Source organism: Arthrobacter sp. UCD-GKA (assembly GCF_001863355.1).
Classification (GTDB): Bacteria; Actinomycetota; Actinomycetes; order Actinomycetales; family Micrococcaceae; genus Paeniglutamicibacter.
The window spans coordinates 22,381-45,710 of sequence record NZ_MOLR01000007.1 but is presented as its reverse complement, the minus strand read 5'-3'; the positions used below and the strand labels follow the sequence as shown (position 1 = coordinate 45,710).

The following is a 23,330-nucleotide window of genomic DNA, read 5'->3' as shown; positions in this document are numbered from 1 at the left end:
CTTACGCGTCTGCGACCTTGCGACCCTTGTATTCAAGGAACAGCTCGGTGCCTGCGGAATCCGTGACAACCTTTGCCTGGTGCGGCAGGCTGTAGGTGACGCGACCGTTTTCCATGGTCTTCACCAGGGTAGGCGCGGTTGCCTTCCACTGGGCGCGACGGGCGCGAGTGTTTGAGCGGGACATCTTCCTCTTCGGGACAGCCACGGCTACTTCTCTTCTCTCTCGACTGAATGTGTACTCTGTGTCGCGTCCTCTGCGACGATGTCGGTCAGCCCGGCAAGCGCTGCCCAACGAGGATCCAAGACCTCATGGTGATGCTCAGGATCCTCATTCAGGCTTTTTCCACATTCGGAGCAAAGCCCTGCACAGTCTTCCCGGCATACCGGTTGGAACGGCAGCGCGGTCACCACTGCATTCCGGAGCACAGGTTCGAGATCGATACGATCGTCTACAACCTGGTACTGGTCAAGCTCTTCTTCTTCGGTGAACTCGTGTAAGCCCTCGTAGTAGAAGAGTTCTTGAATGTCGGCATCGAAGTCATACGCGATGGCTTCCAAGCACCGGCCGCATTCACCGTCGATTTCGACGGTGGCGATTCCGGAAACCAGAATGCCCTCGTGCACGGCTTCGAATCGCAGATCGAGGTCAATTTCTGACCCTTCACGGACTCCGATGAGTGCAACACCGATTTCAGCCGGTGCGGCGACCACCTCATCAAGGGTCGTCATGTTTCCCGGGCTGCGCCCGAGATCCTTGGTTAAGAAAACCAAGGGCGAACTGCGATCGATGCCGTGTGACGACGAACGATCTGAACGCTTTTCGCTAATGATGACTCCTGTAGAACATAGACCGACATTACATCTTAGCCTGATCGAACATGAGATCCCAAACGAACCAGCCATGCCCGCGGCGCTTTGTAACACAACCCACACTCGCGCACCAGGCGGCGCCAAAACCTCCAAGGCCAAACGTCTATGCTACTTGAATGCGTCAAGTCAGCACTCTCAAGTCGGCCATCCTGCCAGTGGTATCCCGGATTCGCTCGGCAGCGGCCGAACCCACGGTGCGCAAATCATTGGCATTGCAAGCACCTAGGCCTGCCAAGATCCCCTTCGTGGCGTATTTCTCGGATGCCCCCCAGGGCTTGTACCAACTCGAGCAGTGGATTCAGCCGCTGTCGGAGCTTTCCCGGGCAGCTGGCCCAGTTGCCTTGCTCGTAGCCAACTCACTGACAGCACTAAAGCTCCGGAAACTTACGGACATGCAAATTGTGTTGGCCACATCATCCGCGGCGTTGGAGGGATTCGTGGCAAAGCAAATGGTGGATGTGATCTTCTACGTCAACAACAACCAAGCGAACTTCACAACTTTGCGGCTCAACGGCCCAATACACGTCCACTTGAGCCATGGTGAAAGCGAGAAGTCGTCGATGACTTCCAATCAGCTCAAGGCCTACGACTACTGCTTCATTGCCGGCCAGGCTTCCGAAGACCGACTCGTCTCCACGATCCCACGATTCGATGCAACGAAGCTCGTTCACATTGGCCGCCCGCAGCTTGATACCGCGGCGGCCAAGGTTCCCACTGCAACAGCCGAGGGGAAGCCCGTATCGGTTCTGTACGCACCGACGTGGGAAGGCGACAGCCCCACCATGGCGTACGGATCCCTGGCCCAGTTGGGAGCAAACCTGGCAAGCCTGGTTCTCGAGGATCCCCGTTTTCGACTTGTTTATCGCCCGCACCCCAAGCTCGGTTCGTTGTCACAGGAACATCGATCGGCGGACAGGAAGCTCCGTGACGCAATCAAACTGCGTTCCCACCCTCACTCGCTTCAATCCCCCCTGCTCGATGAGAACGTCAATCCCGTCGATTCCATCAACCAGGCGGACCTCGTAGTCACCGATGTGTCCGCCATGGCCATGGACGCCATCGGGCTAAGCAAGCGCACATTGATCCTGGTACCTGCCGCAGTCCCGGATTCGTTAACCCGAGATTCGGAAATGCTGCAAGCAACCAGCCACTGGCGTGCAATGCCAGAACAACCCCTCGAGCAACTGCTGCGGCTGGCCTCAAGTGAGCTGTCGGAAGCCCAGCGAAATTTCCGGAGCCGTGTCTTTGGCTCCGAGGATCTGGGCACCGGCACCGAACGCTTTATTTCCGCTTCCCTTCAGCTTCTTGGTTAGCAGTGGGGAGTAATGCTCGATTCCCTTCGGCCTGCCACGTCGGGTCGGGCGTAGAATGCCCGATATGCTGTAGGAATGGCCAAACGAACGACCCATGCACAGCTGCCTGACGGCGACTACTACATGATCACCATGCAAATTGCCGATTCATTCGGTGGTCTGACAGCAGCAATGCTTGAACGCGCCAAGACCTTCGTTGAGGTGGGAGGCGTACCCACAACGATTCTGACCTTCGATGCGCGCCCCAGCTACGACCCGGTACGCCAGCGCATGATCGCAGAGGGCCGCCTCACCCCTGCGGTTCGGATCCTCAACTTGCACGAATCCTTGCGTTCCCAGCCGACTGTCTCCAGTGCACCGGTGCTGAAGGTTGCAGACACCGATTCCGGAGAATGGGAAGCCGACTCCGAGGGCCGCCCCTTCAGCTACACCACCATGGATCCGGTCTCAGGCCAGCCGGCAACTATTTCATTCACCACTCCCGAGGGCTCCGTCTACCTCCACGAAGAACGCCAGTACAACGGCACCGGGGAACGCACTTCGCGCGTGTTCACCCGGCACACCGAACAGGGATCCGCACGCTATGCAAACGCCGGTGAGCTTTATCGTGCATGGTTCGACGAAATCCGTTCCGCGTCCACGACGCACCTGATCGTGGATTCCAAGTACTCGGCCACGCACTTCGCGCATTATGAACGAGACGACACCTACAAGTTCCATATCATGCATGGCTACCATTCCGTCGGCGCCGGCCATGCGATAACCGCGGCCYTGACGCCGCAGCGACGCCCGGTATTGACCCGACAGGAACGCTGGGATGGGATCATCACCCTCACCGAGCGAAACAAGGAAGATCTTGAGCTGCGGTTCGGCAAGACAAACAACCGCTTTGTCGTCTCCAACATCGTCCCGAGGCTAGAGGCCCTGCCACAGTTTGCCAAGCGCGATCGCAAGCGCGGGGTCATGGTCGCGCGGTTGAGCCCGGTGAAGGACATCCCCTTGGCGCTGCGCATCATGAAACGAGTGCATGCCAAGGATCCAGCGGTCACCTTGGACATCTATGGCGGCGGCCCGGACCACGAGCAACTTCTCGAGATGCGTTCGCAGCTTGGACTGGACTCCGTTGTGCGGTTCCATGGCGCCACGCCCGGCGCGGCCAAACACTTCGACCAGGCAGCGTTCACGCTGTTGACCAGCCGCAGCGAAATGCAGCCCTTGGTTGTCATGGAGGCCATGGGACGCGGCTGCCCACCCATTGCACACGACATCCGGTACGGCCCTCGCGACATGATTCGAGACGGCTCCAACGGGTTCGTGGTGGCACCGCGCAACGAAACACAAGCGGCCCAGAAGGTCTTGGCCATTACCGGTCGGCGTTTCCTGGCCCAACGCCTGTCGAAGCAGGCGTGGCGCCACGCCGAGAACTTCGGGCACCAGGCGGCATTGGACCAATGGGTGGACRCCATCAATGCGGCCGCAGCCAATCGACACCGGCGCATCCTGCCCACGACCCTCGAGGTGGGTCCGGTGCAGCTAAGTCAGGAACGCCTGGCTCTGGCCCTGCGCATGCCCGTGCAGACGGAGCTGTCCATCGGATCGGGCCAGGATCTGTCCTACGACTTCATCTGGATGAATCGCAGCAGCGGCTCGCAGCAGCGGATTGCGGCCACCCGGGTGGCCGGCGAGGTTCTCGTAGACAACGCCTGGCCCCATGAGATTGATCCCATGGAGAACGACGAGCCGCTCGATGCCTATCTCCAAATCTCCGGCGAGAACCTTTCCCGCCGTGTGCGCGTACCCATTGAATTGCCGCACTCGGAAATCCAGTTCAACGGCCGCAGTAGTTACCGAACCGTCAATGGCTTCTGGAGCATGCGGAAGTAGCGTTCTTCTCGAGCCCACGCCCCGATCGAGCGACAAAACGGTCGTTCGGGCATGAGACGCTTATTAAGCACTACAACCCTGGTTCACAGCGAATGCCCCAGGGAAGAAACAAGCAGTTTAGGAACCAACCACATTGTCTAGCCCATCGGTGATCACTTCCCTGGCGCGTGAACAGACCGTTTTTCGGTTGAGGTCCATTTTGGCAATCAGCCTGGTCGTGGCAATGCTTGCCATGACCTCTTTTACCCTGTTCAGGGACTCCGCGGACCATTCATGGAACTGGCTGCTGTTCTCTTCCTGGCTGGCTGTGTGCGCCCTGATCTTGCTGATCCCGAAATTCTCGCCGATACCCGCGTTGGCCAAGTTCACCCCGGTACGTGTGGGATTCCTGACGCTCGTCGGTGCCTTGACTGCCTCGCGCGCGGAGTCCGTCACGGAAATCGTGTTTGCTGCCCTGGCCATCGTCGTTGGACTGGTGTCCATCGCCGGGGAGCAACTGCTGCGCCGCATCGGTCTTGGAGGCGGCCACGCCGTCCTCAACCTCCCGGGCACCGAGCCGGCACCCAGGGTGCTGCGGATGAACAAGTCCATCATCTTCGGCCAACTGCTCTTTCTGGGCCTTGGTGTGGTCGTTGCCACCACCTCGCTGTCAGCACTGTGGTGGATGCTCGGCGGCATGCTGGTCGTCTGTCTCACCGGGATCCGTGCCGTCAGTGTGATTCGCCGTCGCAGGGCGAACAACCGGACCGAGAAGTCCATCAACGACTTGGTCGCTGACTACGCACCCGAATTCGCCATCTACACAGCCCGGCCCGACGACGCCTCCTACCAGGTCGCCATGTGGTTGCCGTACCTGCAGCGCACCGGCAAGAAATTCATTGTCATCACCCGCGCAGAGACCCCCAGCCTTGCTTTGGCGCAAATCACCGATGCCCCAGTGATCATGCGCAAGCGCCTGGCCGGACTGGATGACTTGATCGTCCCGTCCCTGACCACGGTGTTCTATGTCAACGCATCCTCCGGCAACGGCGCGATGGTGCGCTACAACCAGCTGACCCATGTCTATCTGGGGCACGGGGATTCGGACAAGGCCCCCTCGTACAATCCGACCCATGCCATGTACGACAAGATCTACGCGGCAGGACCGGCCGCCACCAGGCGCTACGGCGATCACGGCGTGGTCGTCGATGCCGGAAAATTCGAGATCGTTGGACGCCCGCAGCTCGAGTTCGTCAAGGTGGCGCCACGGGGCGTGCCAGAGAACGCCACGGTTCTCTACGCCCCGACCTGGCGCGGACATGTGGACGAGACATTCCTCCACTCCATCCCGGTTGCTACCGGAATCGTCGAGTCGCTGCTTCGCACCGGCAGCACAGTGATCTTCCGTCCCCACCCCTTCAGCTACCACTTCGAAGAGGACGCGGCGATCATCGCCCGTGTCAAGGAGATGCTGGCCGCAGATGCGGCCAGCACTGGCCGCAAGCACCTTTGGGGTGCGGAAGCCGAATTCGATCTCGACATCATCGGCTGCATGAATGCCTCCGATGCCATGGTTTCGGACGTCTCTAGCGTCGTTTCGGATTACCTCTACTCGGCCAAGCCGTTTGCCATGGTCGCGGTCAACGTGCCGATTGCTGAATTTGCCTCGGAGTTCCCGATTGCCCGCGCCGCCTACGTCTTTGATTCTTCGCTGGAGGGCATGGACGCAGCGATCATTTCGATGCTCGGCAGCGACCCCATGTACAACCAACGCCTGGAACTGCGAACCGATTACCTGGGTGACTTCCCACAGGAGGAATACGCCCAGGGGTTCATCCAAGCCGCCTCGCGCACCATCGAACTCGGCGCAGCTTCAGGTGACGAACCGGCGGAATTCGCCGAGGACGAGGACGAGGCGGCCTCCGGAGCGGAGGATTCCGACAGCCTGCCCGACGAGGCTCCGGAAATCGACGAGGAAATCGCTGTCACCGACAACGACGCCGAAGCGGCCGACCGCCGGGCGAGGGCCAAGCAACGCCGGCTCAAGAACGCACTGATGCGCGTCGCCAAGCAGGTCTTGCCGAACATCCTGGCTGCCCTGGCCCTGACCGCGGCAGCCATCACCGATATTTCCAGCCCGTGGTTCGTTATCCCGGCTGCTTTGGCCATCGCGTTCTGCGTTTACGTGAACAGGCGTGGCTTCCGAAGCCAAACCCGGATGAACCAAGCCTTGGGTGCCTTCGCACCGGCCAGGGCAACGGTCGCCGCCACTTTGTCCATCGGGTTGCTGGGATATGGTCACAGCGTGGCTTCGGCCATCGGGGCGGCCCTGGTGTTCCTAGGGATCGCATTGGAAGGCCAAGCCGTGGCGGTGTGGCGGGCGGATGGCCTGCAATCTCGCAACCTCCCTGGAACCGAAAAGGCAAAGCCGTTGCCCTTCGCACGAGGCTGGGCCGCGATGGGCGGCAGCCTCCTGCTCTTGGCGATGATCGTTGCAACGTACCTCGCTCCCGATCTTGGCTACCTTTACCTGGTCTTCGGAATTCTCTCCTTCGGCATCACCTCCTTTGTCCTGATCTCCGGATTGCGCCGCCGCTACATCAACCAGGTGCTCGAGGCTCAGCTGCCCGAGCTGCTGGCCAAGGTCGGGCCCCGCTTCGTCGTCTACTTCGGATCCAATATCGGGGTTTCCTACCAGCTTGGGATGTGGGTTCCGTACCTGGATCGCATCGGAGTTCCCTATATCGTGGTGACCCGCGACCTGAAAATGATGCGTGCCGCCGCCAAGGTCACCGCGGCCCCGGTCATCTATCGTCGCACCCTCGCCTCGGTGGAGACCGTGTTGGTCCCGGGGCTGACCACTGCCTTCTACGTCAACAATGCCGTGAAAAACACACACCTGATCGAACGTCGCGAACTTMACCATATTTGGCTCAACCATGGCGACTCGGAAAAGCCGGCCTGCTTCAACCCGGTCCACGCAATCTACGATGAAATCTTCTCCGCAGGGCAGGCCGGTATTGACCGCTATGCCCGCCACGGCGTACACATTCCGCTGGAAAAGTTTTCCGTGGTGGGTCGTCCCCAAGTCGAGGACATTGCCCCGGGCACCGTTGGTGTCGCACCGCAGACTGTCCTTTATGCCCCCACCTGGCGTGGTCCGTACGCGGATTCGGCGGTCTATTCACTGCCCATGGGCGAACAAATCGTTGCCGGTCTGCTGGAGCGCGGTTGCACGGTCATCTTCCGTGCCCACCCGTTCAATTACAACTTCCCCGATGCTCGACGCATGATCCGCCGAGTCATAGACCTGTTGCGCGCGGATGCCGAGGTGTCCGGTCGCCAGCATGTCTTTGGGGCGGCCGCTGAAAAGGAGATGTCCTTCGTTGAGTGCTTCAACGCCTGCGACGCCATGATCTCCGATGTCTCCGCCATGGTCTCGGACTTCTTGTTTTCCACCAAGCCGTTCGCGGTGGTCGCGGTCACCACCGACGAGGCCGGTTTGCATGAAACGATGCCTGCCACCACCAGCGGCTACGTCTTGGAGGGTTCGATGGAAAACTACAACGAGGTGCTGGACAAGCTGCTGGGCGACGATCCGTTGTTCCCGGTGCGTGCGGCGGTCAAGGAATACTACCTGGGCCCATTCGAATCGAATGGTTACGCCGATGCATTCCTGGACACCGCCCGCCAGAGGATAGCGTCTAACCCAGGCGTGTTGGTCAGATGAAAACGTTGAAACATGCCCTTCGCGCAACCCTCTTGGGCCTGTTGTACACGCTACCCCTGGCCGGACTCCAGTCCTTCGTGTTCTGGACCGTGCATCAATCTATTCCACAAACATTTCTGGCATTCTGCCTGTGGTTCGTGGCTTTGGCCCCAATTCCGGGCCTGCGTGTCTTGTCGTCATTCCCTGGCATCCCGGTGGCCCACGGCTTGGGCCTACCCAAGGTCCCGGATGTCCGTGAGTTGTCCCGATACCTGACCATCGGCATCGGCGTCCTCGGCCTCCTGGGCGCGGTGGTCCTCTTTTGGAAGGACTCCTGGCTGCTGCATTTGATCGCAGCGCTTACTGCCATGCTGCTGACGCTGGTTCTTGGTGTCAGGATCCTGATCGGGCTTCGGAGCATCCCCTTCCGGAAGAGTGAGCTCAAGGCGACAATCGCCAAACTGGCTCCCGACGCCATCATCTATACCGGACGCAGCGACGGCGGCGACTACCAGATTCGGCAATGGCTTTCCATCATCCAAGCCGTGTTGCCAAATACCCTGATCGTCACCCGGGATTCAAGCGCCGCAGATGCCCTGGCCGCAGCGCTCCCGGCCAACACCCCGATCGTGACCTGCCGGGAAAACGCCGACCTCGACATGGCCATGCACAGCGGTGCCCAAATCGTTTTCTACGTGAATTCGGTTGGCAGCAACTCAACGATGGTCAATTACCGGTCGCTGCATCATGTGTACCTGGGACACGGTGATTCGGACAAGGAAATATCCGCCCATCCGGTCCATCGCATGTACGACTCGATATTTGTCTCGGGCCGGGCCGCCATCGACAGGTATGCCACAGCAAACGTCCAACTCGATCACGGCCAAGCCGTGTTGGTGGGCCGGCCCCAACTGGCCGAGCTCATACCAGCACACGGATCGGGGTCCATCAAGACGATGCTTTACGCCCCCACTTGGTCGGGCTACAACCTGGCTTCTTCGCTCAGCTCCCTGGACCGTGCCGAACCGTTCATCCAGGACTGCCTGGATCGAGGCCTACGGATTATTTTTCGTCCCCATCCATTCAGTCTCAACCGCGGATCAGATGCAAGGCATGTTGCGCTCATAGACGCCCTCTTGCAGAAAAGCAGCTCAAAGAATGTGGGTTCACGTCAGGCGTCGACGCAATCTTTATACGAGCTGTTCAACCAGTCCGATGCCCTGGCAACGGATATTTCAAGCATCGTCGTCGATTATCTCCCAACCCACAAGCCCATCGCGATTCTCACGGAAAACGATGACGTGGCGGAGTACCGACGTCTTTTCCCGACCTCAGCAAGCGCATATCTGGCATCCTCCCCCGCTTCGCCGGGATGGCAGCAGATGTTCGGGTCCGACGCCATGTCGGCAAAACGGGAAGAACTGGCCGAGTACTACGTCTCGGATGCAACGGCCAAGAGCTTTGATTTGGCCATAGAGGCAATCCTGGCCCGCCTGGCCTCGAAATCTTGCCAACAAGAATCCCGGGCCCTACCCGACGGTCGAAGCAGAGCTTGACCCATACAATTTCCCGTCCTTGCTGATGAGCAGCCGAGGTCCGATGGGCACGACTGCCATCCTTCATCTCTTGCAAAGGTAGATCTCTTGACCAAGCAACCACCGCAACTCAATATAAACACCCAGCTCGGACGGCTCTACGCACGTGCCGGCAAGTGGGCCCGTGCCGAGCGGATGTTCGCACGCGCAGTGCTTGAGGCGCCCACACCAACGTCCTTCTACTATCTCGGCAATGCCCAGTTCAAATGCGGGAAATTTCCTGAAGCGCTGGCTGCGACCGAACGGGCAGTGGCACTTGATGGCACGACACCTGCTTGGCTGCTGCGGCTGGGAGCGTTGAATGAGAAACAGGGGAACCCTGTCCGCGCCCTGCAAGCCTATGAAACGGCGCTGGAGCTCGAACCCGCCAATGCTGAGATTAAGAAACGCGTTGAGAAAATGCGCAAGCGCGTGGCGGCAACGTCACCGGCCCCGGCAAAAACGCCGGCAGCTCCAGCGGCGAACAAGTTCACAGGTTTCAATCTCGCCGAGGTCCAAACCCTGCAGGAGGGTTCTCTATTCGACCGCGAAGCAATGCTCACCGCGTCTAAGTCCGTGGACCCAAAGTCTCGCCAATGGCTCTTCCATTACGGCACAACACTCCTTCGAAGTGGAAAGGCCGTCGAGGCCATCACACACCTCGAGGCCGCGCTGGCCGCAGATCCACTGGATGCCGAGACCGCCCATTTTCTCAATTTGGCATATCTGGGTGCCGGCGACCACGACAGTGTGAGAGAAGCGTTCGTTAGGACCCTTCAGGGGAGGCACCGTCCGGAGGACTTCTTCGGCAGTGCCTCGTTCTTTGCCGAACGAGGCGAGCTGCAGTTCGCTGCAGAATTGTATAAGGAATACGTTCTTGCCGTCCCCGGCATGCCGGCCTTATGGTTTCAGCAAGCCGAGACAGCAATGGCGCTCCATGATTGGGCCACCGCGCAGCAGGCGCTGATGCACGGCCTGGCACTGTCGCCAGCGGAGCCCGATATTTTCTATACGTTGGGCCTTTGCCTTGAACGGCAAGGGATTTTCCTTGAGGCTTCCAATGCCTATGCGGCAGCCATTCGCTTGCTTGGTGCACCCCAACCGGMATGGACATATCGCTATGGGTACGTCCTCGCCGCGGCAGGAAATACGGAGGCAGCACTCACGGCATTCAAGCGCATGTATCCGCAGTTGACCGAGAGGTTCGAACGGGCCCAGGTCCAAGACGTTGAGATGCCCATTGCCGGGATTGCCACCGAACTTTTGGAGCAGCAGCTCGACTCGGTCTTGTTTAGCCACGACCCCGAACTACTGCTTGCTGCAGGGAAGCGCTACCTTCAAGCCGGGCTGATCGATTCGGCTGCCAAGGCTCTGCTGGCGGCCTCACGCCAGGATCCGGCACAGGAATCTTCCACCTACTTCCTTCTCGGACTTGCCTACATTGCCGCCGGCGATCAGTCCTCGGCCATAAGTGCTTTCCTCGACACCCGGGCCCACGGCACTGCCAAGCTTCAGGACCAGAACTCTTCCAGTCCTGTGAAGCCGCTACAGGACTCCACGGAGTATGTTCACTTCCTGCAAGATCTTCCGCTGGAGGAGAACCTGGTTCTCTTCGAGAGCTACCACGGCAGCAAGATCGACTGCAATCCGGCGGCAATCTACCGCCAGCTGCGCTCTGACCCCAACTATGATCACCTGCGTTTCGCCTGGGTAGTCACCGGCAAGACCCGAGTGCCTAAGGACGTGCGTGACGATGCGAGGGTCAGCCTCGTGTCCCGTGGCTCCCGTCTGTATCGCCGTGCGCTGGCCTCGGCGAAGTACCTCGTGTCGAATGTTTCGTTCCCGAATTACTTTGTCCGCCGGGATGGGCAGCAATATCTGAACACTTGGCACGGAACCCCACTCAAGGCTTTGGGTCGTGACATTGCAGCCGGATTCATGGAGCACGGAAACGTCAGCCGCAACCTTCTGCAAACCACCCATCTGCTGGCGCCAAACCGGCACACACAAGACAGCCTCATCAAGCGCTACGAGGTCGAAGGCCTTTTCACCGGTCAGATCGCCCGGCTCGGATCCCCCCGGATCGACAGGATGCTGAACCAGGACGAGCAGGCGCGACGGGAGATCCTGGTACGCCTTGGCCTTCCCGATGATGGCAAGAAAATCGTCTTCTACGCACCGACATGGCGTGGAACCGCCGGCAATCGCAATTTCGATGCCACACAGCTGGTTAACGACCTCGAGGGGCTGTCCCAGGACGACTACCACGTTGTGTTCAGGGCCCACCATCTTGCGGAAGCTGCCCTGAAGAACGTGGAGCTCAGTGCGTCCGTGGTGCCATCCGATATCGACACCTATGATGTCTTGGCGCTGACGGACCTTCTGGTGACTGACTACTCCAGCATCTTCTTTGATTTCTTGCCCCTGCGGCGTCCGATCGTGTTTCATGTCTACGACCTGGCCGAGTACACCGAGGAACGTGGTCTCTACTTTGACATGGCCAGCATGCCGGGTGAACTGGCCACAAACACCGAGGAACTACGCGCTGCAATTGCGCGCGGCGTATCCAGCGGAATCCAGGACCCAGCGGAATTTGATCGTGCGATCCAGGAGTATGCCCCGTCCGAGGATGGGAATGCGGCGGCCAAGGCCGTCGCATTCTTCCTGGCCTCCGATTCCTCCCACGTCGTTCAATTGCCTGCAGATGAACGCAATATCGTGCTCATCCGGCACAATTTCAAGGATGCGGCCAACACTGCAGCGCTGCGCGAAGCAATGGACGGACTCGACCCGGCAGAATTCAGGGTCGTGGTGACCTTCGACAGGGCGGCGTTGTTCTCCAGTCCCCAGAACCAAAAGGAACTCGCTTCGTTGCCGGCCCATGTCCAACGAGTCATGCGGGCCGGGGGGCATGTCCTCTCGTCCGAGGAACGACTCGTGCTTGACCGGATCGATCGGCAACGAGCTCTGGGAAATGACGCAGAACGCGCCATCGCCCGTACAGCCTTCCAGCGGGAGTACCGGCGCACACTGGGACTCAGCCACGCGGCCTTCGCTGTGATTCCGGAACACCGTGACGCCACAGGCCTCGCGTTCCTCGGCGGCGGAGGTTACACGGATAGACGGCTGCTGGCTCTGTTGCCGGATGAATTGGCAGAGTACTACGTGGAAAACGGAACTGTCGGGAGCGCCGGCGCCCACTGGTTGGGTGAATCGCAGGCCACACACATCACTAGCCTGAAGAGCATGCTCACCACCGCGGTAGAGTAGCCCCAGGAATGGGAATGGACGGATGGCTGGCCCCAAGGGGGCCGGCCATTCGTCCATTCGGCACGTAACTGGTCTAAGGTGGCTAGATTTCCTCGTGGACTAAGAACGAGGCCGGAGACAATGGATCGTCCCGCCGAACGTCAATCACGTGGCCCGTACGGCTGCCCACCAACGTCTCAAGGGAAGCCCTTGCAACGGTCACTGATTCGAGCAAGGTGCCCGGATCCTCTGTGCCAAATGCCTTGGTGCGCATGGGCGTCGCCGTACGTTCGGGATTCACGCAGTTGACTCGGATTCCCTCATGCGCCCATTCGTCCGCCAACGCCTGGGTGAGGTTGACGGTGGCGGCCTTTGCCGAGCTGTAAAGGCTGTAGCCCGAACGCCCACGGGTGTATGAGCTGGAGGTGAACAGCAGAAGGGATCCCTGCGACTCGGCCAGGGCATCATGGAAGGTCTGAGCAAYGAAGACGGGGCCGAGATAGTTGATCTCGGTGGCCTGATAGATCGACTCATCGCTTTCCTCGCACAGAAGACCGCGGGGCAGAACCCCTGCGGTATTCACCACGAAGTCAACACGGCCAAGTTCGGCCAGAACCGATTCCCGTGCCTTAACCACATCGCCGCGGCGATCCACATGGGTCTTGGTCGACGAGCGCGAGAAACTCCGCACAATGCAACCGTGCTTCTCAGCCATCTGCGCGACATCGTGACCGATGCCGTAGGAACCACCAAACACGACCATGACCTTGCCGCTCAAGGCCGCAGTAAGCGTCGTATCCTCGAGGATGCGACGGCCGTCGTCGTTGTAGAGCTGGAAGAGCTTGTCAGCGATGTAGATGTCTATCGGTTCGGTGACCTTCATGTTGCGTTCTTCGCCTTGGACCACGCCGATCGGCACGGCTGGCGAGTACTTCAACACCACGCTGCAGTCATCGGTGGCCGCGAATTTCGGGTCCTCGTTGGCTCCAACGTAGGCGTTGCGCAACGTTGTGAGCCTGAAGGCCTGGGGCGTTTGCCCTCGGCGCAGTGCGGCTCGCGGAGGAACGTTGCTGATTTCAGGTAGAGATCCTGTGCCCTGGACGACCTCGATAATGGTATCGGCCGAAGGAATGGCAACGTCAACTGCTTGATACTCATCCAAGGCTGCCACGACGTCTGTCAACACACGCTGGGACAGAAGTGGTCGAACAGCATCGTGCAAAATAACGTTGCACTCTTCGTCGCCAAGAGCAGCCAATGCTGCCTGCGTTGTGTCGTTTCGGGTGCCCGAGCCTTCCAGCACGCGAGTGACTTTTGAGAAGCCGTTGGACTTCACGATTTCACGTACCCGATCTAGGTAGCCGGGCTTCATCATCACAACGATTTCATCGATGCAATCACTTTCCTGAAATATGGCCAGTGTATGTTCGATGATGGGCCTACCAGCAATCTTAATGAGTTGCTTGGGAATATCGAGGCCGACTCGTTCGCCTACTCCACCTGCCAGGATCACACCAATATTGCGCATGGGTTTGTTGGTACCTCTCGACGTTCAGTGAGCCGAATACAGCCCAACCAAGATTATCAGTCGGCACCGAAGCGGCATTGCTTCTAATTGTGATGGCTGCGCGGCAATTGCCCAGCCATGGGCTTCCTAGCTGAGTTCCTTCACGATCTGGCTCAGGCTGTCCAGGGTGTCCTTGAGCTTGGCAACGTGCCGTTCATCGAAGGCGCTCAGAACGCGTTTGAGTTCGGTGGTGGATATGCCGGATGTCCGCGGGAGATATACGACTTCGACCTTGTCTTCCAAGTCGTCAAATTTGCCCTTCCAGTCCTCACCGATGCCGAAAACGTCGACATCGTACTTGGCAATATCCAGACGTTTTTGGTCCCAGTTTTCTTCCGGGATTGCCTCGTCAACGTATTGGATGGACCGTACGATCTCGATTCGCTGTTCAAAGGGGACAATCGGTTTCTTGCCCTTGATCCCATTGAATTCATCCGTGGATACTCCGACGATCAACCGATCGCCTTTTTCCTTCAGGCGCTTGAGGATGTTCAGGTGTCCAATGTGGAAAAGATCGAAAGTTCCATAGGTCAGGACGGTCTTTGTCATGTTCAGCTCCAATAACTGCATTGATGCGCCAGGAAGCGCCAAGCGCGAAAGTCTTAGATAACAGGTGGTCGGCCGGCCAACAACATCCTTAGATGAGTCGACCATTTAAGTTTAGGACGTGGTGTTGTATACCAAGGGTCCTCGCGCCACCCGGCGAGCCATCCACCGAAGTATTGGCGCACAGCTCCGGGTTCCTTGCGCAACCGTGCAGTCTCAAGCAGCGCCCAACTCGAAACATACAACCAGCTGAAAGGCCAGTGGAGATTGCGTTTCGCCAGCCAAACTCGATTCCGTGCATTGAGCCGGTAGAACTCCTCGTGCCGTCGCTGATCGACGACAGGATGACCGATTCTCATATCCCCGGCGTACCAAACGTGGTGGCCTGTGTCCCAGACCCGCCAAGCAAGTTCAATTCCTTCGTGGGCGTACCAGAATCCGCCTGCCCATCCCCCGGTTTCTTCGAAAATGTATCGTGGCATCATGAGGCAGGTTTCACCCACATGAAAGACGCGACTGGACTCCTCGGCAGTTCGCTTGTTCAAACGTGGAATCCACCGAGTGGGATCGTCGTCTCGCAGGGGGTCCGTAATCCGTGGCTGAAGCAATCCCATCTTTGGGTGTCGCTTGAACTTGGAAATGGCCTCATCCAGGAAATCATGATCGAGAAACCAGGAGTCGTCATCAAGGAAGCACAGGTACTCCCCCGAAACCAGCGGGACTCCGGCATTCCTTCCGGCTGGGATTCCCAAGTTGTCCTCAAGGAAATGTGCCTTGACGTTGGGTGGCAATCCCACGGGATCCCACCCGTTTCCCACAACAACTACGTCGAGCACAACATCGCGTTGCCCAAGCAGGCTCTGGAGTGCCCGGTCCAATTCTCCGGGACGATTTCCCATGGTGAGCACAACGACGCCTACGGTAGGCACGTTTCCTGATGACTGATTCAATGGATCACCGCAACCGTGACGAGGCCATGGTCGCAACGAAATGCCCGATGTTCACCAGCAGCACGGCCGGCAGGAGGGTCCAGAGCATCCACTTCTCCGCGATGCCCGGAACGCCCACAATGGCCGAAACAATCGACAGCGCAAAGATGAGGAGACTGAGTTCCACGGCGTGGAGCATCTTGTGGAAGGGCAGGAAACGGGCTGCCGAGCGTAGTTTGCCAACGAGGCTTGTCTTGGAGACAGCGCGCGCCTCGGCCGTGTCAGGGAGCTTGCCCAGTCCTGCCATGCTGCGGGCGGCATGGACCATGAGGCTCTGCGAGCGGTTCAACACCAGGAGCACCGAAAGAATCGCCGCAATAAAGAGCGTCGGCCATGCCTGTGCCGCATCGGCACCTTGGGCCTGCATTTCAAGGAATACCCGGTAGCCCAGCGCAATGGGAATCAGCGCCTCGGTGGTGTGGTGACCCACCATGTCGATGAAGATGCCGCGCGGCGACTGCGTGCCTCGCCAGCGGGCTACTTCCCCATCGCTGCAATCGAAGTAGAGCTGCACCTGTGACAGGACCACCGCCAACACCGGCCCCCAAACACCGGGGATCAGCAGCGCTGCCGACATGAGCCAACCTGCCAGGATCATGAGCCCGGTAACACCGTTGGCGCTAATGCGCGTACGAACCAGCGCTGCGGTCAGATAAATGGAGATGTGCCGCAGGTAGAGCTCTGCGGTCCAATGCTCTGCGTTGCGCCGAGCTCGAACTTCTGGGGGCTGGCACACCGCGCGTAGCTGCTCGAGCGTCGGGTTGCTGGGGCGGATGGTCTCGTTGTTCATGAACGCACCCGACCCCTGTCCAAGGTGCCTTTAGCGCCATGAACACGACCTTTCACGAAGCCAACGGCCCATGGGAAATGAATGGTCGGGAAAACGCCAAGCATCAAAAGTTTTTCCTTCAGAGTTGTTCGCTTGCCAGTCAGCGTCGCAAATACCACTAGACCGGCGTAAGCCACCGGTGCGAGCTTCAACAAATTGAGGACCACCCTTGCGGTGCTGGGGGCATCGGTTGTCAGCCAAGGATCAACTATCCAAGCAACAGCTCCCAAAGTGGTCCCGACAACCATCAATGGCGGCAAGTCATGGCGGATGGATTTTCCGTCCGGGTAACGACGTGACAGTTCGCCCCGCCAGACACCCGAGGCGTAGGACTGCGCGGCCAATGCCTTGTACTGGTCCCGAGGGTAGTATGCGGTCTCAAGTTCAGGATCAAACCACACCTTGAATCCGGCTTGGCGAATACGAAGGCATAGTTCCCAATCTTGCGCACGGTGCAGGGATTCGTCGTAGTAGCCGACTTCGTCAAAGACCTCGCGGCGAAAAATGCCCAAGTAGGCAGATTCCGATGGTCCTTCCGGCGCGCCGCTGTGATAGGCCGCGCCGCCAAGACCCCACGGGGAGTGGTAGGCGGCTGCCACCGCGCGCTGAAGTGGATTCTTCCCCTGCGCATCCATGAGTCCGCCGACGTCGTGTGCATCGACCCGGAACATTGTTTCGACACCGCGGGCCGTGTAGTTGGGCGCAAGTTCGCTGTGCGCATCCACGCGCACCACGATCGGGTATTGCGAGGCCTTGATCGCCAAATTCAGGCCAATCGGCGTGCGTCCCTGGGGGTTATAGACCAGCTTGACCCTGGAGTCCTCAACTGCCAAGGCCGCGGCGACTTCGTCAGTGGAATCGGTGCTGGGGCCAAGCGCCAAGACGATTTCCTTGTCGCCGGCGTAGTCCTGGTCAAGCACGCTGGCGACGGCATCTCGCAGGTACCCGGCTTCGTTGAGCACCGGCATGACGTACGAAACGCCCAAGTCCCATGCTTCTGTCACTTCTTTTTGCCCTTGTAGGCATTGACGACGGACTTGGCATCCCCGTCCATCATCAGTACACCCTTTTCAATCCAGATCACGCGATTGCAGGTATCCAATATGGAATTCATGGAGTGGGAAACCAGGAAGATCGTGCCCGCGTTTTCGCGAATCTCGCGGATCTTGGCCTCGCTGCGCTTGCGGAAGCGTGCATCGCCGACCGCCAAGGCTTCATCAACGATGAGGATGTCATGCTGTTTTGAAGCCGCGATGGCGAACTTCAGCCGAGCCGACATACCGGAGCTGTAGGTACGCATCGGTAGATCGATGAATTCCTCAAGTTCTGCGAACTTGGTGATGTCTTCGCGCATCTCATTGATCTCCTGCCGGTTGTAACCGAGCGCCAGGCCGCCAAGCATGATGTTCTTGTCGCCGGAGAGATCCGGAATCAATGCCGCGCCAACGCCCAGCATGTTTGGGCGGGACGAAGCATACACAGACCCCTCTGCAGGCGATGTAAGCCCGGTAATCGTACGCATCAGCGTCGACTTGCCTGAACCGTTCGAGCCGATGACGCCGATTGACTCGTTTTCGTATGCCACGAAAGAGACGCCTTTCACGGCGTGGACTTCACGGATGCCGCGAGTTGACGATTGCAGGAGACGCTTGGCGCCCGCGGCGCCCACGGATTTACCGCTCGAATAGACCTGGTACTTGACGTGAAGGTTGTCGACTATGACGACGGGAGTTCGAGTCTCATCCACATCGACCGATTCATTGGTCAACGGTGCTTTCGAGGGCACGTCGTAAACAGGTTCTGGTTCAAATTTACTATGCAGGCGCGGATTGATCAGATCATCGAAACTAGTCAACTCGACCATAGCGCTCCTCAGCTGCCCAGAAGTAGATAGTGCCACCGACGAGGGCAACTACGCCCCAGACGGACAAAACGATCCAATAGAACGACGGGTATTCCGCACCGTTCATAATGGATCCGCGGGCAATTTGCAGCGCCTGGTAGATCGGGTGGAAGTCAAACATCCGCACCAAGACGGGGAAGGCATTCAAGATGCGATCGACGCCAAAGAGGACACCGGAAGTGTAAAAAAGGATTCGGGTGATCAACGGCAAGATCTGCGTAAAGTCCCGAACGTGAACTGTAAGTCGCGCACATACCAGCGCTATCCCGGTGTTGAACATGGTGAATATGACGAGCAGCGGAATGACCATCAGCCAACTCAACTTTGGTGTGGTCCCCAGGATCATGCAGTAGATAAACATGACGCCAAGCATGGGCACCAGGGTCAGAAACTGTTGGATGACTGCTGCGATGGGCAAGGTAATCCGCGGAAAAGCGAGTGACTGAACCAAAGCAGCATTGCCAGTGATTGCCTTTGCTCCGGAGTTCACGGATCCCGTGAAAAATTCAAAGAGGAATACACCGATGACAACGTAAACCGGAAAATCGTGTGGCTTGCTTGATTGCAGGATCCCGAAAATGAACCCGTACATCAGTGCGTTCATCGTCGGCTTGATGACCACCCACAACATCCCGAGGCGGTTCCGCTGGTTCGTTGCTTGCAGGCGGCTTTTTGCCAGCTCGTACGCGAAATCGCGCCTGGCCCAGGCCTGCTTCAGATAGCTCGCCAGGCTCGGACGAGCACCGACCCTAATCAGGCCGTACTGCGCCGCATATTCGGCAGCTGTCATAGTTTTCGATACCTCTGTTGATCACGGTTTTCTCGCCGGCTCTGGCCGACGAACCTATTGAAGTCTAGTAGATGCGTGCACTGAAGGCCGATTGGCATCGTGCCATATCACGATGTGTGATCTACGCATCACTTCTCAGGGCTCTAAATTTGCGCTTTCCAAATAGTCCTTAAAGGTGTCGGTTCGAAGCGCCTTGCCGATGTCCTCGATGGCCTTTTCATCACGAAGTTCGATCGCCCCCCCGCCAGGAGCCGTACTGCTTCCGGCTGTTGGCAACGTGAACATTTCGATGCCAGAGGCTCGCAGATCTTTCAGCTGAAGTCCTAATCCAGCGGCTGTTGCCGCATCAAAACCATCGTCCAGCGAAAGATACGGGGATAACTTATCAATAACCTCGTAGATCGTCGTCGGATTTGTAAGCGTATTTTTGGAGAGTAGCTCGTTCATGACAGCCTTGATGAATTTCTGCTGGTTTTTCACGCGTTGGTAGTCGCCGTCGACGAAGGGCTTTCGTTCGCGGACGAACCTCAGGGCTTGATTGCCCTTGAGAACGACATCACCCACAGGGTAAAAATACTTTTTGCTGTCCGTCGAGTAGAACTCAATATCGTTGTGAACCGTAACGCCTCCCAGCGCGGTGGTTAGCTCCTTGAATCCACCGAAGTCAATCATGGCTACGTGGTCGATCTTGGTATCCAGCATGCCTTCCATCGTTTGGACAACCAGGGGGACACCACCAAGCGCCATGGAGGCATTGATCTTTTGGCGCCCATACCCAGGGATGTCAGTGTAGAGATCCCGCACGATCGACATCACGTATACGCCCTTGCGGTCCTCTGGGATGTGCATCAGCATCATCGAGTCTGACCGCTGATCCGTGCCGCCGCCCTTAAGCAAGTCGGACGTCTCAGTACCGTCCGCGCCGTGGTCGACGCCCAGCAACAGGAAATTCAAGGAACCGTCATCCGGGTTCTTGATCGGGCGCAACTCCTCATTGGGGAAAGCCTCTGCAATGACCTGCGTCTTGCTGTTGAACGTCTGAGCGAGACTTCCCAGGTACGTGCTGGCCACAACAGCCGCCACGACCACCACGGCAATCGCGCTCAAAAGCACAACGAGGCCGGTTCGTTTCTTTCGACGGGCCAGCCGCCGTGGCAGGTAACCGCCTTCAAATTCTCTTTTGTCAGTCAATCAACGTCTCCATAAAAACAGAACGAGAAGCCTTGGACGACTCGAGGCAATGTTTCGGTCGACAACTTTCGCACAAACAAAGCAAGGCTAGCCAACACCCCTGTGAGGATGCTGGATAGCCCCGCCAATTACAAGAATCCTAGCGCCCGGCGACGAAGTCCTTGAGCCATGGGAGAAGTTCCGGACCGATGTCCGGCCGCTCGGATGCCAAGGAAATGACTGCCTGAAGGTAGCTCAGCTTATCGCCGGTGTCGTATCGGCGACCTCGAAAGACTACCGCGTGGACGCCACTGCCCGGCCCTTTCGCCACGGCCAAGGTCTCCAGCGCGTCGGTCAATTGGATTTCGTCACCGCGTCCGGGCTTTGTCTCTTTGAGGACCTCGAAAACACGTGGGTGAAGAACGTAACGGCCGATGACCGCGAGGTTTGACGGGGCATCCGCAACTGCGGGCTTCTCCACCAACGCATTGACCTTGACATATTCTTCCCCGTCCACCGCGGATATGTCGGCGCAACCGTAGGCGCTGATCTGGTCCGGATCGACTTCCATCACTGCGATGACCGAGCCCCCGGTCTTCTCCTGAACGTCGATCATGATCGAGAGAAGCTCGTCCCGTTCGTCAATGAGGTCATCACCGAGCAAGACAGCGAAGGCTTCGTCTCCAACATGCTGTTTGGCGCAGAGCACGGCGTGTCCGAGACCTTTCGGGTCACGCTGTCGGATGTAGTGGATATCTCCCAGAGCCGTGGCGCCCTGCACCAGCTGCAATTTCTCGGTGTCACCCTTGGCCTCGAGGGTTGCTTCGAGGGAAGGGACCCGGTCAAAGTGATCTTCCAGTGCACGCTTGTTTCGCCCAGTGATCATCAGTACATCGGTAAGTCCGGCCTTTGAGGCCTCGGCAACAACGTATTGGATGGCTGGCTGGTCAACGACGGGCAGCATTTCCTTGGGCATTGCCTTGGTCGCTGGCAGGAAACGCGTCCCCAAGCCTGCCGCAGGGATGACGGCCTTAATTACACGCCTACTTTGAGTCATGGATTCGACTTTACGTCATTCAATGCACAAACATCGAAACGCTTTGGGCCTATTGCGCGCTGCTTCGCAGCCTCTTGAGCACAGTTCTTGGCAAGTAGTCCGCAACGTCTCCCCCAAGGGACTGGACTTCCTTCAACAAGGATGAGGACAGATGCGTGTAGCGATTATCGGCGGCCAGAAACACTGTTTCCACACCGGTAAGGTGGCGGTTCATGACCGCCATGGGGGTTTCATACTGGTAGTCAACAGTGGACCGAAGTCCCTTGACGATCGCGTCGGCCCCATGCAGCTTGCAAAAGTCAGCGAGCAGTCCATCCCCCATGGGCTCAACACTGACACCGCGCAGGCCTCCAATGGTTTCCCGAACCATTTCGAGGCGTTCCTCTGGTTCGAAACGATACTTTTTGGCATAGTTGGTTGACACCGCCACGATGACCTCGTCAAAGAGGTTGCTGGCACGGGCAATGATCTCAACATGACCATTATGGATGGGGTCAAATGACCCGGGGCAGACGGCTCGACGCATACCTTGCAATCTATCAACTCGGGTATAGGCACAGTTGCTTCCGATGGTTTGATGGCACAACGTGTCGTTTCCCGGTGGGTTGCCCACGGAGCCTGTAGATGACGGGATAATAGGGGCATGCCCTCATTCGAATTTCCTTGGCAGCGCATGGCTGCAGGCGCCAACCTCCTCTCCCCCGACGGCGATCTCGGTGTCACCATCTTCGAGGAGATCACCACCCTCGCCGTCAAGCACCAAGCCATCAACCTGGGACAAGGATTCCCCGACACCGACGGGCCTAGCGTCTTCAAGGACATGGCTGCCCACGGCATTTCGGGAGAATTGAACCAATATGCCCCGGGTTCCGGAATACTCCCCCTCCGCATGGCCATCTCGGATCACCAAAAGCGCTTCTACGGGCTGGACGTCAACCCCGAAAACGAAGTGGTCGTCACCACTGGTGCAACCGAAGCGATCGCTGCTGCCATTCTGGCTTTTGTGAAGCCCGGAGACGAGGTCATCACCTTTGAGCCGTACTACGACTCCTACGGTGCAACCATCGGCTTGGCTGGCGGCGTCCACAAGACCGTCGCACTGAACGCGCCGGATTTCCAGCCAGACCTCACGGTCCTCCGCAAAGCGTTCAACGCAGGCACACGGATGGTGGTGTTGAATAACCCACATAATCCCACCGGTGCCGCTTTTGGCCGGGAGCTGCTTGCTGAGATCGTTGCCTTGGCCAAACAGTACGATTGCCTCATCATCTCAGATGAGGTCTACGAGCATCTCACTTTTGGTCTTACCCATATCCCTATCGCCACCCTTCCTGGGGCCTGGGATCGCACCATCACCATTTCATCGGTGGGCAAGACCTTTTCCTTCACCGGTTGGAAGGTCGGCTGGGCCACCGGACCTGCCGATCTTGTTGCGGCCGTACGAACGGTCAAGCAGTTCCTGAGCTATTCCTCCGGCACGGCATTCCAGCCGGCGGTCGCCGACGCGCTGGCCAGCAAGGCTAACTTCTTTACGGATTTCGCCCATGATCTTGGTGAGCGCAGCGAGATACTGGCCAAGGGCCTTGAATCGGCTGGAATGACGGTTTACCGTCCGAAAGGAACCTACTTCATCGTCGCCGACGTGGCACCCCTGGGTTTTGACAACGCATTGGAGCTGGCGCGCCAAATGCCCCAAAGGATCGGTGTCGCAGGCATCCCGTTGTCCGTCTTCTGCCACGAAGAGGGCGCGAAGCGCACGCGCACTCTGATGCGTTTTGCCTTCTGCAAGAAACCAGAGCTTCTCATCGAGGCGTCCCGGCGGCTGTCCCAGCTCACGACAAAGCTGGGTGGCTGAACATGGTGCAACGTGCCAGCCGCTGGCTCAGCAACCTCGGAGCCCA

18 protein-coding genes are annotated in these 23,330 nt (G+C 58.5%); 6 read left to right on the top strand and 12 right to left on the bottom strand.

Annotation, left to right across the window (positions count from 1 at the left end):
- Position 1: 1 nt before the first annotated feature.
- Positions 2-205: a 50S ribosomal protein L32 gene (gene rpmF / locus BLJ79_RS13275; protein ID WP_007273166.1), complete on the bottom strand. Its 204-nt coding sequence runs from the start codon at positions 203-205 to the stop codon at positions 2-4.
- Between the two features lie 2 nt (positions 206-207).
- Positions 208-771 (bottom strand): YceD family protein, encoded by a 564-nt coding sequence (locus BLJ79_RS22455; protein ID WP_083411287.1) that lies wholly within the window; start codon positions 769-771, stop codon positions 208-210.
- 215 nt (positions 772-986) lie between these two features.
- Here BLJ79_RS22455 and BLJ79_RS13265 point away from each other — a divergent pair, with 215 nt between their 5' ends.
- From BLJ79_RS13265 to BLJ79_RS13245, 5 genes are all read left to right on the top strand, one after another.
- The gene (locus tag BLJ79_RS13265; RefSeq protein ID WP_139194864.1) at positions 987-2,183 is read left to right on the top strand and encodes a CDP-glycerol glycerophosphotransferase family protein; all 1,197 of its coding nucleotides are present in this window, start codon (positions 987-989) and stop codon (positions 2,181-2,183) included.
- 75 nt (positions 2,184-2,258) lie between these two features.
- Positions 2,259-4,067 (top strand): glycosyltransferase, encoded by a 1,809-nt coding sequence (locus BLJ79_RS13260; protein ID WP_071215237.1) that lies wholly within the window; start codon positions 2,259-2,261, stop codon positions 4,065-4,067.
- A gap of 232 nt (positions 4,068-4,299) precedes the next feature.
- Positions 4,300-7,776 (top strand): CDP-glycerol glycerophosphotransferase family protein, encoded by a 3,477-nt coding sequence (locus BLJ79_RS13255; protein ID WP_139194863.1) that lies wholly within the window; start codon positions 4,300-4,302, stop codon positions 7,774-7,776.
- Entirely contained in the window at positions 7,773-9,311 is a 1,539-nt protein-coding gene (locus tag BLJ79_RS13250) for a CDP-glycerol glycerophosphotransferase family protein (protein WP_071215235.1), read from the top strand. The genes BLJ79_RS13255 and BLJ79_RS13250 overlap by 4 nt, the downstream gene beginning before the upstream one ends.
- 87 nt (positions 9,312-9,398) lie before the next feature.
- Positions 9,399-12,599 (top strand): CDP-glycerol glycerophosphotransferase family protein, encoded by a 3,201-nt coding sequence (locus BLJ79_RS13245; RefSeq protein WP_071215234.1) that lies wholly within the window; start codon positions 9,399-9,401, stop codon positions 12,597-12,599.
- An 82-nt stretch (positions 12,600-12,681) separates the two neighbouring features.
- Here BLJ79_RS13245 and BLJ79_RS13240 read toward each other — a convergent pair whose 3' ends face one another.
- The 10 genes from BLJ79_RS13240 to coaD all read right to left on the bottom strand — a co-directional run bounded on the left by BLJ79_RS13240 (position 12,682) and on the right by coaD (position 21,955).
- A complete protein-coding gene (locus BLJ79_RS13240) occupies positions 12,682-14,106 on the bottom strand; it encodes a bifunctional cytidylyltransferase/SDR family oxidoreductase (RefSeq protein ID WP_071215233.1) in 1,425 nt (474 codons plus the stop codon).
- A gap of 126 nt (positions 14,107-14,232) precedes the next feature.
- Positions 14,233-14,694, bottom strand: a complete 462-nt coding sequence (locus tag BLJ79_RS13235; protein WP_071215232.1) for an FAD synthase family protein — start codon at positions 14,692-14,694, stop codon at positions 14,233-14,235.
- A 53-nt stretch (positions 14,695-14,747) separates the two neighbouring features.
- Entirely contained in the window at positions 14,748-15,590 is an 843-nt protein-coding gene (locus tag BLJ79_RS22450) for a glycosyltransferase family 2 protein (RefSeq protein ID WP_083411310.1), read from the bottom strand.
- A 55-nt stretch (positions 15,591-15,645) separates the two neighbouring features.
- Positions 15,646-16,470: a CDP-alcohol phosphatidyltransferase family protein gene (locus tag BLJ79_RS13225; RefSeq protein WP_071215230.1), complete on the bottom strand. Its 825-nt coding sequence runs from the start codon at positions 16,468-16,470 to the stop codon at positions 15,646-15,648.
- Positions 16,467-17,495 carry a glycosyltransferase family 2 protein gene (locus BLJ79_RS13220; protein WP_353615480.1) on the bottom strand — a complete coding sequence of 343 codons (1,029 nt, stop codon included), beginning with the start codon at positions 17,493-17,495 and terminating at the stop codon, positions 16,467-16,469. Before BLJ79_RS13220 ends, BLJ79_RS13225 begins: the two co-directional genes overlap by 4 nt.
- Positions 17,496-17,509: 14 nt before the next feature.
- Entirely contained in the window at positions 17,510-18,373 is an 864-nt protein-coding gene (locus tag BLJ79_RS13215) for an ABC transporter ATP-binding protein (protein WP_083411285.1), read from the bottom strand.
- Positions 18,357-19,202, bottom strand: a complete 846-nt coding sequence (locus tag BLJ79_RS13210; RefSeq protein WP_071215229.1) for an ABC transporter permease — start codon at positions 19,200-19,202, stop codon at positions 18,357-18,359. Before BLJ79_RS13210 ends, BLJ79_RS13215 begins: the two co-directional genes overlap by 17 nt.
- Before the next feature lie 135 nt (positions 19,203-19,337).
- Complete coding sequence (locus BLJ79_RS13205) at positions 19,338-20,393, bottom strand: LCP family protein (RefSeq protein WP_071215228.1); 1,056 nt, start codon at positions 20,391-20,393, stop codon at positions 19,338-19,340.
- 139 nt (positions 20,394-20,532) lie between these two features.
- Positions 20,533-21,429: a UTP--glucose-1-phosphate uridylyltransferase GalU gene (gene galU, locus BLJ79_RS13200; RefSeq protein WP_071215227.1), complete on the bottom strand. Its 897-nt coding sequence runs from the start codon at positions 21,427-21,429 to the stop codon at positions 20,533-20,535.
- Positions 21,430-21,478: 49 nt separating this feature from the next.
- Positions 21,479-21,955 (bottom strand): pantetheine-phosphate adenylyltransferase, encoded by a 477-nt coding sequence (gene coaD, locus BLJ79_RS13195; protein ID WP_071215226.1) that lies wholly within the window; start codon positions 21,953-21,955, stop codon positions 21,479-21,481.
- Positions 21,956-22,072: 117 nt separating this feature from the next.
- On the opposite strand from coaD, the gene BLJ79_RS13190 reads away from it, so the two are divergent.
- A complete protein-coding gene (locus tag BLJ79_RS13190; protein WP_071215225.1) occupies positions 22,073-23,284 on the top strand; it encodes an aminotransferase class I/II-fold pyridoxal phosphate-dependent enzyme in 1,212 nt (403 codons plus the stop codon).
- Positions 23,285-23,330: the final 46 nt, after the last annotated feature.

What these genes read in the sequence shown, in the direction of transcription:
- BLJ79_RS13265 (WP_139194864.1), top strand. Translation starts at nt 987, where the DNA reads ATGCGTCAAGTCAGCACTCTCAAGTCGGCCATCCTGCCAGTGGTATCC.
- BLJ79_RS13250 (WP_071215235.1), top strand. Translation starts at nt 7,773, where the DNA reads ATGAAAACGTTGAAACATGCCCTTCGCGCAACCCTCTTGGGCCTGTTG.
- BLJ79_RS13235 (WP_071215232.1), bottom strand. Translation starts at nt 14,694, where the DNA reads ATGACAAAGACCGTCCTGACCTATGGAACTTTCGATCTTTTCCACATT.
- BLJ79_RS22450 (WP_083411310.1), bottom strand. Translation starts at nt 15,590, where the DNA reads ATGGGAAATCGTCCCGGAGAATTGGACCGGGCACTCCAGAGCCTGCTT.
- BLJ79_RS13225 (WP_071215230.1), bottom strand. Translation starts at nt 16,470, where the DNA reads ATGAACAACGAGACCATCCGCCCCAGCAACCCGACGCTCGAGCAGCTA.
- BLJ79_RS13215 (WP_083411285.1), bottom strand. Translation starts at nt 18,373, where the DNA reads ATGGTCGAGTTGACTAGTTTCGATGATCTGATCAATCCGCGCCTGCAT.
- BLJ79_RS13210 (WP_071215229.1), bottom strand. Translation starts at nt 19,202, where the DNA reads ATGACAGCTGCCGAATATGCGGCGCAGTACGGCCTGATTAGGGTCGGT.
- galU (WP_071215227.1), bottom strand. Translation starts at nt 21,429, where the DNA reads ATGACTCAAAGTAGGCGTGTAATTAAGGCCGTCATCCCTGCGGCAGGC.
- coaD (WP_071215226.1), bottom strand. Translation starts at nt 21,955, where the DNA reads ATGCGTCGAGCCGTCTGCCCCGGGTCATTTGACCCCATCCATAATGGT.
- BLJ79_RS13190 (WP_071215225.1), top strand. Translation starts at nt 22,073, where the DNA reads ATGCCCTCATTCGAATTTCCTTGGCAGCGCATGGCTGCAGGCGCCAAC.